This window comes from Halomonas sp. HAL1, assembly GCF_030544485.1.
Lineage (GTDB): Bacteria > Pseudomonadota > Gammaproteobacteria > Pseudomonadales > Halomonadaceae > Vreelandella > Vreelandella arctica.
Genome location: NZ_CP130610.1, coordinates 1,795,062 through 1,810,108, shown reverse-complemented (window position 1 = coordinate 1,810,108; position 15,047 = coordinate 1,795,062). Strand labels below are relative to the sequence as shown.

Here is a 15,047-nt window from a genome sequence, read left to right as displayed (position 1 = left end):
CTCAGCGCTCCTGTTTCCTGAGACCCAAAACACTCAATAACGTCAGTACGGGGATGGTGATCAGCAGGGCCAGAAAATACGGTGTCAGATCTCCCAGACTGAGCGCTTTGGAAAACACGCCTCGGCTGATAATCAAAAAATGGCTGGTGGGATAGATATGTCCAATGACAGCCGCACCCCCTTGCAGCGCGGAAACTGGAGAGAGTAGCCCCGAAAACTGGATCGCAGGCACCAGTGTAGCGATGGCGGTACCGAAGATAGCGGCAATCTGACTATGCAGAACCGATGACATCAACAATCCCATCCCCGTGGAACAGATGACATAGAGCAGCGCGCCTAGGCTCAATGTCAGCAGGCTACCCTTCACCGGCACACCAAAGGCCAACACGGCGAACGCCACCAGGGTGACGAAATTGATCATCGCCAGCATGATGTAGGGCAACTGTTTGCCGAGCAGAAATTCCAACCGAGAAACCGGCGTAACGTAGAGATTGATAATAGAGCCGAGCTCCTTCTCACGTACGACTCCCAAGGCAGTCAGCATCGCAGGTATCAACATGAGCAGCAGTGGGATCATCGCCGGGGCCATGGCTGGCAGACTTCTAACGTCGGGATTGTAGCGGTAGCGAATGGCAATCTCGACGGGAGGAGAAAAAGCTCCAGCCCCTTCGCTCAAGCGAGCCAAGGTGTCCGCATGAATCCCCTCGACATACCCCTTGATAGTATCGGCCCTGACCGGCATGGAACCATCGACCCAGTAAGCAACTTTGGGCACATTGCCACGCTTGATATCACGGCCAAACCCTGGCGGAATTTCCACCGCCAGGCTGATGTCGCCGCTGCGTAGACGCTGCTGTACATCGCTGTAGTCGGTCAGAGGAGGCTTTTCGGTGAAATAACGCGATCCCGTTAGATTGAGAGTATACGCTTGGCTGGTCGTGGTCTGGTCACGGTCGAGCACGGCATAGGTCAAATGTTCGACATCCATATTGATGCCATATCCCATGATAAACATTAGGATCAGACTACCCAGCAGCGCCAGCGTGGCGCGTATCGGGTCGCGACGTAGCTCCAGGGTCTCTCGGTGGGTATAGCTGAACAAACGGCGCAAGCTAACGGTCAGCCCGCCTGACCGGGTCGGCGGGTGCGGTTTGAGAGAGGTAGTCGTCGGCTTTTCGGACTCGGCTTCATCTATCTTACTAGCCTCTTTCAGATACGCCATAAAGGTAGCTTCTAGTGTGGGTAAGCCACGCGACGCTAGTAGCTTCTCAGGGGTGTCGGTAGCCAATACGCGCCCGGCATGCATCAAAGCGATCCGGTCGCAGCGCATTGCCTCGTTCATGAAGTGGGTGGAGATAAAGATCGTCACTCCCTCTCCACGGGAGATCTGCCCTAACAGCAGCCAGAAGTTATCGCGTGCTATCGGATCCACCCCGGAGGTGGGTTCATCAAGAATCAATAACTCAGGTCGGTGAATAACTGCCACCGCCAACGACAGCCGTTGACGCACTCCCAGTGGAAGCGCTGGCGGTAATTTGTCAGCCACTGCCGTGAGATCAAAGCGATCCAGCATCTCCCTCACGCGTGTGGCACGCTCAGCCTTAGGCAGATGAAACAGGTGCGCATGCAACTCAAGGTTCTGACGTAGCGTCAGTTCTGTATAGAGAGAAAAACCCTGGGACATGTAGCCCACCCGACTGCGCGTAGCAATATCGCGCGGATCGACGGGCTTATCGAACAGCAATGCCTTTCCTTCGCTGGCGGATAGTAGCCCGGTGAGCATCTTCATCGTGGTGGTCTTCCCACAACCATTGGATCCCAGGAAACCAAATATTTCACCGCGCTCGATACGAAAGTCGGCGCGATCCACGGCGACAAAATCGCCGAACCGCTTGGTCAGTCCATGGGCCTCGATGGCTATATTGGCATCAGGTTGGCGGGGCGATATTTTGAACTCTCGATACCTGCGCCGTTTAGTCTCAGGCAACAACCTGATAAAAGCTTCCTCGAGCGTTGCACTTCCCGTCGCTGCCAGCAGATCGTTAGGCGCGCCAGTATTCAATACCTGCCCGTCATCCATCACCACCAACCAGTCGAAGTTTCGAGCCTCCTCCATATAGGCAGTGGCGACTAACACGCTCATACCTGGACGCTTGCTCCGTATCCGCCCAATCAGGTCCCAAAACTGAGCCCGTGATAAAGGATCGACGCCCGTGGTGGGTTCATCGAGTATCAACAGGTCGGGATCGTGGATCAGCGCACAGCATAACCCCAGCTTTTGCTTCATACCGCCGGAGAGCTTGCCGACAGGGCGTTCCGTGAACCTAGCCAGCCCAGTACTATGCAAAAGTTCGGCAATACGACTATGCCGGCTCTGACGATCCAGACCGAATAGACGGCCGAAGAAATCGAGATTTTCAAAGACTGTCAGGGTGGGATAGAGGTTCTTTCCCAACCCCTGAGGCATATAGGCAATCCTCCGACACACCTCTTTGCGATGCCGCCCTTCTGCCATGTCGCCGTCTAATACGACAACCCTACCCTGCTGAATTTTTCTGGCACCGGCAATCAGGGCCATCAGACTGGACTTACCGACGCCATCGGGCCCGATCAACCCCACCATACAGCCAGCGGGAATGGCCAAATTTAGACCGGATAACGCATGCACTGAACCATAGCGCAAGCTGACACCTTCCAGCCGCACTACAGATCCATCAATGGTCATGGCGTCACGTTGACCTTCAGTTCGTCGGGCCAATCGAGCGTATCATCAAGCTTGAGATAGGCCATGCCCGGCAAACCGGTTTTGACTTTGTCTAGGTGCTGTTCAAGTAGCGCGGGGTCGATACGGGCCTTGACCCGAAACATCAGCTTTTCACGTTCGCTAGCTGTCTCCACGGACTTGGGAGTGAATTGGGCCACGCTGGAGACGTAGCTGACGTTAGCCTGGATTACATACTGAGGTGCTGCGTCCAGCACCAGGTGCACGTCGGCACCCAACGCAACACGCCCGGCTTGACGCTCAGGCAGGAAAAAGGTCATGTAGACATCGGTCAGATCGACGAGGTTGAGTACCACACCCCCGGCTGGCAGCACTTCACCGGGCTGGGCGACACGATATTGAACCCTTGCCACCCGGTCACTGCGCAGTTGACTGTCTTCAAGATCTGCCTCCAGCTTGTCCACTGTTGCGCTGGCTGCCTCAATGGCCGCCTGTGATTCAATAACCTTTGAATCGGCTGCCTCGATGGCTGCCAAGGCGGAGAGCACACCCGCACGTGCAGCGGCCAGCGCGGCTTCGGTACTCTCCAGGCTGGCCAAGTCATCGTCGAGTTGCTGCCTCGACAAGGCATTGCGAGCCACCAATGCCCGGGTGCGATCATAACGCTTGTGCGCTGCAACAGCTCGGCGTCTCGTTGCAGCACGACGGCCTCAGCAGCCGTTTTTTCGCTCTGTCGTTGAGCTACTTGTGCCTGGGCGGTCCGTCTCGCACTCTCGGCTTGTCGAACCTGTGCCCTGGCCTGCCCCAGTTCGGCTTCTAGCACCTTCGTGTCCATACGCGCCAAGAGCTGATTCGGCTCGACCTGCTCCCCTTCGCCAACAAGCACAGCTTCGATACGACCCGCCTGCTTGGTAGCAATATCGATCTCTGTCGCTTCAATTCGCCCATTACCGCTGGCAAAACCATCACCCAGCCCCTCAGGTCGAAGCTCCAGCCACACCAACACACCGGCAATAAATACAACACCGGCAATTATTAACATTCGCCATACCACTTTTCTCAGCGTGGAGGGCACGATTCGGCATCCTTGACTAACTAGTCATTCAGAAGGAAAAGAGCGTATAACGGCTAGTGCCAGCATTGGTCTTTACAACCAGTATGAAACTAGAAAATGTAAACGTGGTGACGCAGATCAAGAATTTCTCAAGATATCTTGCATTCCTGATGTCAATTCCTGAATGAGTAGCGCTAAGCTCAATAGCCTGTCACTTCTGACTAGGAGGTTAGACATGCAAAATACTTGCGCGAAGAATAGGCCATTTGCTTTCGATGAAGCAAAAGCTTAAGAGGGAAGATCAATAACTGGCTTGCCGCCAAATATTTTATTACATACAGCTTGTTATTAAAGGGTCACCACATGGATGAGTTCTTGCCTAATTAGCGGCTGATTTTATTGAAACCTAGCAAGTTACCGGGCAGCCCGAAGGATGTTATGCCTGCCCGGCAATACTGATCATATCAGATCAGGCTGCTTCGCTTAAGGGTTTCTGACACGCAACTCGGAGGGTGATAAACTTCGTGTGCCGCTGCCTTGTTGCGGAGACTTCGATTCGGAATAAACAACCCTGCTATCCTCAGCCGCCCCCTTCTCAGCGAGTGCTACACCTGAGATAAGCACTAATGTAATCATTAATACCGCATTTAACATTTTCATGATTTTACTCCTTTTACTTAACTAGTGTTGTCCCCCCTCAGCTGAAAAAGGTACGCACGAAAAGGCCCCTACAGATGATGAGAACCTATGTGGCTTCAGCGTCTACCGCATTGCAAACGCCATCTCCTTCTCACCCACCTATCTGGTATTTCATTACATTTTTTTGACTCCAAGCTAGTTAGAGTTGTCACCAACACATACATTATTAGCTTCAATAAGACTGAAACGCATTGCACAATACTGTCCATTTCTTGCCTGATTTGGTAATCGCCTCTCTCGAAAAAATATGGTGCCACATATAGAAAATGTAGGATTTTTATAAACTAGGTGTGAGGAGATTCTGTAGAAAACAAGCGCGACAACACGTAACTCTGTTGGCAGTTATAGACTATTGAACGAATTAACGAACTCCAGAGAATATACTATCGTTTATATAGTCTTTTTCGGGAATAGCAAACTTGAGCATTTTCAAGGCGGGAGTGGCGACGCTTGCAGTGATACATGGCGTCACCATTTTCGTAGTAATATTACGTAGCTTTGCCAGATAAACCTTCAGCTCAAAGCTGTTCTCTGGTTGCATTCAGATTTCTCAAATGTAGAAACTTCCCTGCCGTCGGCTAGCACTTTCCTTGTGGGGCATATAGGCCTCAAGTCATACTGAGGCTGCCCCCAGGAACAGCACTTGTTAAGGGCGCTGCGCGTCATTCTTGGCCCCACGAGTGACTGGCCGTATTTAGATATTAATTCCGGGCAAGAGGCAATTTAAATTAAAATGTTTTAGATCAAAGCCTTAACCGTGGAGCCACAAAGTCAAGAAAAGCTCCAATTCGCCCCGAAAGGGCCGTATTACGATAATAGACCGCCTGGACCATTTCACGAGGATGAGGACTGATCATTCGATCCATCATAAATCCGACCAAAGATCCTCTCTCAAGATCATTCCGAATCATAAAGCGTGAGAAGCAGGCGATGCCTTCACCAGCAAGGCAAAGCTGACGCATCACTTCCCCGCTAGAAGTTCTCATCTGGGCTTGAATATTGGGGCCTTCCTGAGGAAGGCCTTCCACAGGCCAACGGTTGAGGTTATCGGCGTTAAGAAACCCTAGCAACTGGTGATCACGCAATGCGACAGGACTCACCGGCACACCATGGCGCTCTAAGTACTGAGGACTAGCCACTAATTGCAATGGCGACCGACCTAAAGGACGGGCGTGCAGTGTGGAATCTTCTAAACCGCCAATCCGAATTGCCACGTCTGTTCGCTGCTCCAGAAGGTTGATGATGTCATCAGAGGCCGATAGCTCAAGCTCGATTCCAGGGTAATGCTCGCGAAACGCCCCGATCAAGGGTACCAGTTGATGCAGCACAAAAGGCGTGGCTGCATCAACTCGCAAGCGGCCACTAGGACGCGCCTGGCTCAATCGCATGGCTTCTTCAGCCTCCTCTAACGTACTCAATCCCAGCCTTACTCGCTCGACGAAAGTGCGCCCTTCACTCGTCAACGTCACGCTACGTGTTGTTCGGTTAAGTAGTGGGGTACCCAGTTGCTGCTCCAGGCGTTGAACAGCGCGGGACACCTTAGCTACAGGGACGTCCATTTGGCGGGCGGCAGCGCTAAACCCACCGCTGTCCACCACGGCCACCAGCAACTGAAGATCGACAGTACGGCTCAGCATCCTCTATTCCTTGATCGGCACATTATTGTTAATAATGTAAAAGTGTTTCTATTTTATAGCCGTTTATCACACAAGGCAGCAAGCGCAAACTCCCCTGCGTTACGTAGTGACCTACTTTCCTCTAAGGAGATTTGCTATGCCTATTGCATTGTTCGCACTGACGCTCAGTGCCTTTGCCATTGGCACCACCGAATTCGTGATCGTCGGATTGGTGCCTACCATTGCCCAGGATTTGGGCGTTTCGCTACCTTCGGCCGGTCTCTTGGTTAGCCTCTATGCGGCCGGGGTTGCTGTCGGCGCACCCGTGCTGACAGCGATGACCGGTCGCCTGAATCGCAAGTGGGTGCTTCTTGGCCTGATGGCCTTGTTTATCATCGGCAACCTTTTAGCTTGGCAAGCGCCAGGCTACGGCTCATTGATTTCGGCACGCATCTTAACGGGCTTGGCCCATGGTGTGTTTTTCTCCATCGGCTCGACCATCGCCACTAGCCTAGTCAGCAAGGACAAGGAAGCCAGCGCTATTGCTATCATGTTCACAGGCCTGACGGTGGCTCTCGTCACGGGTGTTCCCCTAGGCACCTGGATTGGTCAAAACTTCGGTTGGCGTGCCACTTTCTTAGTGGTTTCTTCCCTTGGCCTCTTAGCCCTGATCGGTAGCGCCCTGCTCGTACCCAATAACCTGAAAAAAGCTGTTCCAGCCTCTCTCAGCCAGCAGTTTAAGGTTTTAACGCATCCGCGCCTCTTGCTCGTATATCTGATCACCATTCTTGGCTATGGCGGCACATTCACTGCATTTACCTACCTAGCACCTATCCTGCAGGAGGTTAGCGGATTCGGGAATAACGCCATCAGCCTGATCCTGCTGGTCTACGGCGTCTCGGTAGCGTTTGGCAACATTTACGGCGGAAAGATGGCCGATCGTATGGGCCCCATCAGCGCTCTGACGCTGATTTTCTCAGGCCTTATCGCCACCTTGCTGGTATTGGCAGTTTCCGCCACACATCCAGTAACCGCTGTACTGACCGTGCTTATCTGGGGTGCTTTCGCATTCGGTAACGTGCCTGGCCTACAGGTTTACGTGGTGCAGTTGGCTGAGCGCTACGTGCCCGAAGCCGTCGATGTCGCTTCCGGCCTCAACATTGCCGCCTTCAACATCGGTATTGCCTTGGGCTCTGTGACTGGTGGCTATGTGGTCGACGGCATGAGCCTGACCGATACCGCCTGGATTGGCGCTGGCATCGTCACCCTAGCACTGGTGCTCACTCGATTCTCTGGCAGTTTGGATCGTCGTGGCCAAGACGCCGTGACCAGCACTTAAACCCCTTGTCGCGCCCGGCGGAAATCGGCGGGCGCGCACCAGGCCATTTGGAGAACCTCACCACATCATACTAGCCATACCGCTCTTCAAACCCGTATCCGGTTGTCATTAGGAAGAAACCATTTTCATGCGATATGGCTCACTCCCTCGATTCTACTGCAGAGTAACGACCGTTTAAGGAGCCAGTCTTGGGTCATTGCTTTTTTGGGATGAACAGCGAACAGGCGATCATGGAGACAATAGATGATTTCAACAGCGGCCGGGTTGGTCAAATGTCTTGCTAAGCGTAACTGAATCAACGAGTGGAGTACGCTGGCTGCCTGGAGCAGCCAGCTTCTTTGGGAGCGTTATTTAGCAGGCTTTCCGGGAAAAGGAATGAACTCAGCATCGTCTGCCGGGGGAAGGCGAAAGCGACCATTTTCAAAATCCGCTTCTACCCAAGCCTGCTTTGCGGCCTCCAGCTTTTCCTGCGAAGAAGCGACGAAGTTCCAAGATATATAGCGGGGGCCATTCAGCGTTTCACCGCCCAGTAGCATCGTTACGTCATTTCACGACCACGAAAAATCATATTGGCTTGATATAGATCAAGCTGCGACCACATGCCTCGTGTTTTTAAGTGAGAAGAGGTCTATTCTCAACGAATGCAACTTAAAGTTATTACGATAGATAAAATAATTATTAATAGCTCTTTACTACCTATGGCTGCCGTCATCGGAATCACGATGGCCTTAGGAGCCACACCCTCTATTGCAGACGAAGTCGAGGCCTACCGGGAAACAACATTAGGTCTCTATGTCACAGCCATTGAGGCTCATGACCTCATGCAAGATAACGATCGTGCTGTACTCATTGACGTACGTGACCCCATTGAGATCAAGTTTACGGGCTTCGCTGAGCCCACCGATATTCATGTACCTTGGGTGCTAGCCGAGCGCGACAACTTCGATGGAGAAGCGAAGACTTGGCCAATGGTCAAAAACGCTGACTTCGCGGTGCAAGTAAGCGCCAAAATAGAAGCGCTGGGCGTAAACAAAGAAGACCCGATCATTGTCATGTGTCGCTCCGGAGCCACCCGCAGCGCCCCCGCTGCCGATGTGATCGCCGAGATGGGATACAGCGAAGTCTACTCCATGACCGATGGTTTCGAGGGTGAAAATCTCAAGAAGGGTCAGTCCCAGGGTGTAAGAGCGCAGGATGGGTGGCGCAATTCGGGCCTTCCGTGGAGCTATGACATCAATCCTGATGTGGCATGGCACCCTGCGCACTAACACTCCGATATATGGCTCACCGCTTAAGCAGCGGGGCTTAGACATTGATCAAACCCAACGAGATGACCGCATGACTAACACACTTAAAACCAGCAACATTATCTTGGCACTGGCAGCCGCTACTGCTGCCATCGGTTTCTCTAGCCTCTCAATAGCTGACAGCTATGGTAGTAACGGAGCTGAAGACCAGGCTTTAGTTATCCTTACTAGCGACTCACTGCAGACCCAAGGCATGGCCATGCTTCTATCCAACGCCATGCAGCAGCAAGGCACCCACCTACATATACTGCTTTGTGATGCTGCTGGTGATTTGGCCGTCGAGGGATACGCAAGTGCTGAAGCTATCCACACACCACCGAGCAACCCGGCGGGCCAAGTCAAACCGGAAGGCATGCTTAATATGCTATTAGAGAATGGCGCAACGGTGGATGTATGTGCCATTTACCTGCCTAACAGCAAAAACGAAGAAGACGACCTTCTTGAAGGCGTGGGGGTGGCGGCACCTGGCCCCATAGCGGAAATGATGCGCGATCCGTCCATTCCTGTTTACAGTTTTTGAGCACCCAAACTGAGCTTAAGGAGTCAATTATGAGTCGCAACGTCGGTGGTATCGATAAAATCTTACGCATCCTGATTGGGATTGCACTGATCGTACTGGCCCTGACAGGTACTATCGGGGTGTGGGGCTGGGTCGGCGTATTGCCGCTAGCCACCGGGTTATTTAACTTCTGCCCAGCTTATAAATTAATAGGCATTAATACATGTAAAATTTAATAGTGCCTATTAAGCAAACAAAACCATAGAAAAAGCGCTTGCCATGTTTATTAGGGCAAGCGTTTTTTTTACATATGCGCGCTAAAAAATTTCCCATGTAGCAAGCCAATTATTTAATACTAAATTAAATTCCATATACAGAACAGCCACTTAGTCATTTAACATTAAGAGAGCATTAAGCGATATATCCTAACACATTGACACGTATCAACTTTCCACCTTGAGCAAAGGCGTAATCTAAGCGTATTACGACATTCGCCCTGCGAATGCCGTTTATTTCGCCAAGGAGGCGCTATGGACGCAATACGTCGCTCGCTCTTGGGTCAAATGGCACGCTTAAGCGCAGGCGCTGCGCTGATGCCGTTTTCAAGCCTTGCCCAAGCTGGCATTAATCAGCAACCTGCCCGCCGCGAAGGCGACCCAACTAAACGCTACGGTATGCTTATCGATTTACGCCAGTGCATCGGCTGCCAGGCCTGTACGGTATCGTGTCATATCGAAAACGCTGCACCGCTGGGACAGTTTCGCACCACGGTCTCCCAGTATGAAGTACAGCATCAGGAAAGCGGCGAATTAGCCACCTTTATGCTGCCCCGGCTGTGTAACCACTGTGAAAACCCACCCTGCGTCCCGGTCTGCCCTGTAGAAGCCACTTACCAGCAGCAGGATGGCATTGTGGTGGTCGATAGCGACCGCTGCGTAGGGTGTGCCTATTGCGTCAATGCTTGCCCCTACGATGCTCGCTTTATTAACCAACGCACTCAAACCGCCGATAAGTGCACTTTCTGTGCCCACCGTCTAGAAGCCGGGCTGTTGCCTGCTTGCGTTGAGAGCTGCGTGGGCGGTGCCCGCATGATTGGGGATATGCGCGATCCTCAAAGCCAAATCAGCCGCATGATTCACGAACATCACGATGCATTGATGGTGCTACAACCAGAAAAAAACACCCTTCCTCAGGTGTTCTACCTAGGCATGGATGAGCGCTTCACCACACGTCCTAAGGCAGAGCCCGTTGCGCTCGAAGTACTCGACCCCCACGGTCAGGAGATGGGCTATGAATTCCACCATTGAGCTACTGGCACCGCGCTATGACATCGCTTGGTACCCGTGGGCGGTGCAGTACTTTTTTATGATTGCGGTTTCCTACGCCAGCCTTTGGCTAGCCGCCCCAGCACTGGTATTCGGCAAAAAAGCCTGGCTGCCTACCGCGCGTCTGGCGCTAATCACTTGCGTTAGCACTACGCTGGTAGCGCCCGTTGCGCTACTCGCGGATTTGCACCAGCCGCTGCGGTTCTGGCACTTCTACGCTTACGCCAATAGCCACTCGTGGATGTCGATTGGCAGTGTTGTTCTACCGCTTTATTTGGTTAGCGTGCTTGGACTTGCTTGGCTGGCATGGCGGCCCGCGCTGCAGGCACAGCGCAGCACACCAGGACTCAGCGGCATGCTAGCCACCTGGCTTTCACTGGGCACTGGCGCAACGCCCAGAGCGCTGATCACCGTGGTAGGTCTGGCTGCGCTGGGGCTTTCCAGCGGCATTATGCTTTACACCGGTGCGGAGCTTGCAATCGTAAAAGCCCGCCCGCTTTGGAACACCGTATGGCTACCGCCTATGCTGGTGACTACCGGATTTATCGCCGCCTCCGGGCTGGTGTTAGTGCTGAACCGGATGAGTGGGCTTTGTTCGCAAACTACGATACGACAAATGCTGTATGTGTTGCTAGTGACCTGTGCGCTAGCAGGCTTAATCGCGATTAGCTGGTTTTTGGATGGCGTGAATGCCCACGTAGGCTCAGTTGCCGCCGCATTGGAATCCGTGCGCCATAGCGACTCGTGGCGCAATACCGCCCTATGGGGAGGGATTACCGGCTTAGCGCTATTTGCCGCCGTGTTGTTGTTATTGACTCGTCCTACCCTGCGCCAGCCGGGGGCGCGCGGCGCCCCAACCTCTAGCCAGCCTGCACTGTTTACCTGGGCATGGTTGCTAGGCCTCATAGCCATACACATGGGCTGGATGTTCCGCTGGGTGGTGCTGATGGATGTTCAGCATGTGGCGCGCAATAGTGCGGGCTTTCATCATTACGGTATTCCCGCCGGTTCTTACGGTATTTTAGGCATTGTTGGCACCTTCGGCCTCTGGCTCGCCGCTATTCTACTGATCGAACTGTTTATTCCCTGGCGTGAGGCCCAACAGGGCGGCCTTATAGCAACGCCAAGCCACGCTGCCCCAGATGCTTCTATTCATTCTCTCACCGCGAAAAAAGGAGCGTCTAGTCATGTCTAAGTCTGCTCAAGACCCGTCACGCCGCCGTTTTCTAAAAGGCGCTGCCGTCGCCGGTGGTGCAGCCACTTTTGCTGTGGGCTATGCCGACCCACTGGCAAAAATGGCTAAGGGCATTACCGGTAGCGCGGGTGAAAAACCCAGGCACAATATTCATGGCAACTCGCTGACTCCAGAATACCGAGTCGATTTAGACACTGGTGAACTCACCTTAACCCCCGGCCAGCGAGTCGCCTTCACTATTTGTTACGGCTGTACTACCCGATGCGGCGTGAGAGTGAGGGTCGATGACACCCTTGGCGAAGTACTGCGGGTATCAGGCAATCCCTACCACCCGCTATCCGCCGACGACCATTTACCTATGCGTACACCGGTGGCGGATGCACTGCGCAGTGTTAGCGCCTATGGTGAACAGGGTCAGATAAACCGCTCCACCGCCTGCGCCCGTGGCAACGCCATGATGAGCCAAATTACCAACCCTTTCCGAGTCGACCACTGCCTGAAACGAGTAGGTGAACGTGGAAGCCGTCAATGGCAGAAAATCTCCTTTGAGCAGCTAATTGAAGAAATCTGCGAAGGCGGCGACCTGTTTAACGAAGGCCACGTTGATGGACTGCGCGATATTCGCGATCACGACACCCTGATCGACCCTGACAACCCTGAATATGGCCCCAAGGCCAACCAATTAATGGTAATGGAAGCCACTGACTACGGGCGCTCAGACCTACTCAAGCGCTTTACCCTCAATGCCTTTGCTACCCGCAATTATGGTCACCATGGCGCTTACTGTGGTTTGGCTTTCCGCATGGGATCTGGCGCGGTGATGAACAATATTGTCACCAACGCCCACGTTAAGCCGGATATCCAAAACGCACGGTTCATCATGTATATCGGCTGTGCGCCCAGCCAAGCGGGCAACCCGTTTAAACGCCAAGGCCGCTTGATTGCCCAAGCCCGTGCAGCCGGTACGTTGGAGTACGTGGTGGTCGACCCAGCGCTCAATGCCGCCACCTCCCACGCAGCCGACAATAACCGCTGGGTGCCTATTCGTCCTGGGACAGACAGCGCTTTTGCCATGGCAATCATCCAGTGGCTACTCGACAACCAGGGCTATGCTAGCGACTTCCTAGTCCTGCCCGGCCAAGCCGCCGCCGATGCAGCGGGCGAAACCACCCACTCCAACGCCACTCATTTGGTGATTGACACCTATGAACACCCCCGCAGAGGTTATTTTCTTCGCGCCAGCGACCTGGGTCTAGCAGAAGCGGGTAACGATACTGACTCGCCGATGGTAGTCGCCAATGGCGAACTCGCGCTAAGCGAAGAGGTGATGACCGCCGAGCTCTTTGCCGAACGTCCGGTTGAGCTTGCCGATGGCACCACCGTGACCGTCAAAAGCAGCCTGACGTTGCTAAGCGAATCTGCCCACGAGTACGACCTAGACACCTATGCAGAGCATTGTGGCATTCCCAAGGCGACGATTATTGAATTGGCCAGCCGCTATGCCAGCCATGGCAGAAAAGCCGCTGTTAACTGTCACGGCGGCATGATGTCGGGTAACGGTTTCTACGCCGCGTTCAGCGTGCAAATGCTGAACCTGCTGGCGGGCAACTACAATATGAAGGGTGGCAGCGCCTTGGGCGGCGGCACTTACAGCGGTACCGGCGAGGGCCCACGCTACGACTTAGCCAACTTTCCTGGTAAGCGCGCGCCTCAGGGAGTATTTCTATCCCGCTCGCGCTTCCCCTACGAAAAGTCTTCCGAGTATCAGCGCAAAGTCGCCGCAGGCGAAAATCCTTACCCGGCTAGAGCGCCGTGGCGCTCGTTGGCACCGCCGACACTCACAGAGCACCTACCCTCGGCACTAGATGGCTATCCTTACCCCATCAAAGCGGTGATTGGCTGTATGGCCAACCCGATTTATGGTCAGGCCGGTCTGAAAAGCGTCATTGTCGACAAGCTGAAGGATCCCAAGCGGCTAGGGCTCTTTGTCGCCGTGGATGGCTTCATCAATGAAACCAACCGCTACGCCGACTACATCGTGCCTGATTCCGTGATGTACGAGGTGTGGGGGTTTGCTGGCGCGTGGAAAGGCACCCTCGGCAAACTAACCACCGCCTGCTGGCCCGTAGTTGAGCCACGCCAGCAAAAAACCGCCGAGGGCGAACCAGTATCAATGGACAGCTTCTTTATCGCCGTTGCCAAGCGCCTGGGTCTGCCCGGCTTTGGCGACAACGCAATTCCCGATGCCCAAGGAAATCTGCACCCGCTCAATCGCGCTGAGGATTACTACCTACGAGCCGCGGCCAATATCTCTTTTCAAGAAGAGCCACTGCCAGAAGCAGATGACGCTGATATTGCTCATGGAGGCATTACCCCACTGCTGCCTAAAATCGCACGAACGCTAAAAACTGATGAACGCGCTCGAGTCGCCTATCTCTATGCCCGGGGTGGACGCTTTGAAGATGCCAGCGAGCACTTCATCGGTGAAAAATTGAAATACCAGTGGAAGCAAACGCTGTGTGTTTACAACGAATCGGTAGGCACCAGTATTGATACCACTAATGGCCTTCCCAATAGCGGCGTCCCCTGCCATAAGCTGCCTCAGCTGGCGAACAAGCAACCCATGCGCGAGGTATTTTCTGAGCAGGAGTGGCCGCTGCTAGCTTTCTCGTTCAAATCCAACCTGATGAACTCTTACGCCATTGGCAGTGAGCGGCTACGTATGATCAAGCCTTATAACCCGATACAAATGCACCGCCAAGACGCCGAGCGCTTTGGTATCCAGCACGGTGATACCATTCTCATAGAAAGCCCTGGCGGAAGCGTGGTGGGGTTGGCACTTGTCAGTGAAAGCGTAATACCTGGTGCCCTGGGCATTGAGCACGGCTATGGCCACAAGGATTTAGGTGCCACGCCACATGTCATCGACGGTGTATCCCAGCCGGATATGCCCTGGATGCGTGCAGGGATCAATATTAATGACCTAGGCTTCCAAGACCCCACACGGAAAGTAGATGGCACTTGGCTAGAGCCAATCAGTGGGGCCAGCGTGCGCCAAGGCTTACCAGTAAAAGTTAGACGAGTGTAGCTAACCAGCGCAGAGCAATAGAATATACACAGCTAGCTTTGCAAAATTGGGATGATTAAAAAGCAAGGATGCCTTAATGAGCTTCAAGGGGCTCGCTAAGGTTTAAATAGATAGACTGATATCAAAATGAGCAGCGGATGATGACAGTAGCCAGTCAACGCTGCGTAGAGCATTAGCTTTCATTATACTGGCAGATATATAGC

12 protein-coding genes and 1 pseudogene are annotated in these 15,047 nt (G+C 53.4%); 7 read left to right on the top strand and 6 right to left on the bottom strand.

The window, feature by feature from the left end:
- Position 1 precedes the first annotated feature (1 nt).
- The 5 genes and pseudogenes from rbbA to Q3Y66_RS08470 all read right to left on the bottom strand — a co-directional run bounded on the left by rbbA (position 2) and on the right by Q3Y66_RS08470 (position 6,112).
- Positions 2–2,725 (bottom strand): ribosome-associated ATPase/putative transporter RbbA, encoded by a 2,724-nt coding sequence (gene rbbA, locus Q3Y66_RS08490; RefSeq protein WP_008956636.1) that lies wholly within the window; start codon positions 2,723–2,725, stop codon positions 2–4.
- Entirely contained in the window at positions 2,722–3,348 is a 627-nt protein-coding gene (locus tag Q3Y66_RS08485; RefSeq protein ID WP_238528449.1) for an HlyD family secretion protein, read from the bottom strand. Before Q3Y66_RS08485 ends, rbbA begins: the two co-directional genes overlap by 4 nt.
- 218 nt (positions 3,349–3,566) lie before the next feature.
- Positions 3,567–3,764 (bottom strand): annotated as a pseudogene (locus tag Q3Y66_RS08480) (hemolysin D); the annotation flags it as partial.
- A gap of 495 nt (positions 3,765–4,259) precedes the next feature.
- Positions 4,260–4,436 carry a hypothetical protein gene (locus tag Q3Y66_RS08475; protein ID WP_008956638.1) on the bottom strand — a complete coding sequence of 59 codons (177 nt, stop codon included), beginning with the start codon at positions 4,434–4,436 and terminating at the stop codon, positions 4,260–4,262.
- A gap of 782 nt (positions 4,437–5,218) precedes the next feature.
- Entirely contained in the window at positions 5,219–6,112 is an 894-nt protein-coding gene (locus Q3Y66_RS08470) for a LysR family transcriptional regulator (protein WP_008956640.1), read from the bottom strand.
- Between the two features lie 136 nt (positions 6,113–6,248).
- Between Q3Y66_RS08470 and Q3Y66_RS08465 the strand changes: the two genes are divergently transcribed.
- Positions 6,249–7,430, top strand: a complete 1,182-nt coding sequence (locus tag Q3Y66_RS08465) for an MFS transporter (RefSeq protein ID WP_008956641.1) — start codon at positions 6,249–6,251, stop codon at positions 7,428–7,430.
- Positions 7,431–7,777: 347 nt separating this feature from the next.
- Here Q3Y66_RS08465 and Q3Y66_RS08460 read toward each other — a convergent pair whose 3' ends face one another.
- Positions 7,778–7,966, bottom strand: coding sequence for a pirin-like C-terminal cupin domain-containing protein (locus Q3Y66_RS08460; RefSeq protein WP_008956642.1), 189 nt, complete (start codon positions 7,964–7,966; stop codon positions 7,778–7,780).
- Positions 7,967–8,152: 186 nt separating this feature from the next.
- Between Q3Y66_RS08460 and Q3Y66_RS08455 the strand changes: the two genes are divergently transcribed.
- The 6 genes from Q3Y66_RS08455 (at position 8,153) to Q3Y66_RS08430 (ending at position 14,844) form a co-directional block, all read left to right on the top strand.
- Positions 8,153–8,698: a rhodanese-like domain-containing protein gene (locus Q3Y66_RS08455; protein ID WP_238528451.1), complete on the top strand. Its 546-nt coding sequence runs from the start codon at positions 8,153–8,155 to the stop codon at positions 8,696–8,698.
- A 70-nt stretch (positions 8,699–8,768) separates the two neighbouring features.
- Positions 8,769–9,257, top strand: a complete 489-nt coding sequence (locus Q3Y66_RS08450; RefSeq protein WP_035586264.1) for a hypothetical protein — start codon at positions 8,769–8,771, stop codon at positions 9,255–9,257.
- A gap of 29 nt (positions 9,258–9,286) precedes the next feature.
- On the top strand, positions 9,287–9,472 hold the full coding sequence (locus Q3Y66_RS08445) for a DUF2892 domain-containing protein (RefSeq protein ID WP_008956645.1): 186 nt from the start codon (positions 9,287–9,289) through the stop codon (positions 9,470–9,472).
- 294 nt (positions 9,473–9,766) lie between these two features.
- Complete coding sequence (gene dsrO / locus Q3Y66_RS08440) at positions 9,767–10,543, top strand: sulfate reduction electron transfer complex DsrMKJOP subunit DsrO (RefSeq protein ID WP_008956646.1); 777 nt, start codon at positions 9,767–9,769, stop codon at positions 10,541–10,543.
- Entirely contained in the window at positions 10,527–11,756 is a 1,230-nt protein-coding gene (gene nrfD, locus Q3Y66_RS08435; RefSeq protein WP_008956647.1) for an NrfD/PsrC family molybdoenzyme membrane anchor subunit, read from the top strand. Before dsrO ends, nrfD begins: the two co-directional genes overlap by 17 nt.
- On the top strand, positions 11,749–14,844 hold the full coding sequence (locus Q3Y66_RS08430; protein WP_008956648.1) for a molybdopterin-dependent oxidoreductase: 3,096 nt from the start codon (positions 11,749–11,751) through the stop codon (positions 14,842–14,844). The genes nrfD and Q3Y66_RS08430 overlap by 8 nt, the downstream gene beginning before the upstream one ends.
- The last annotated feature ends 203 nt before the right edge of the window (positions 14,845–15,047 follow it).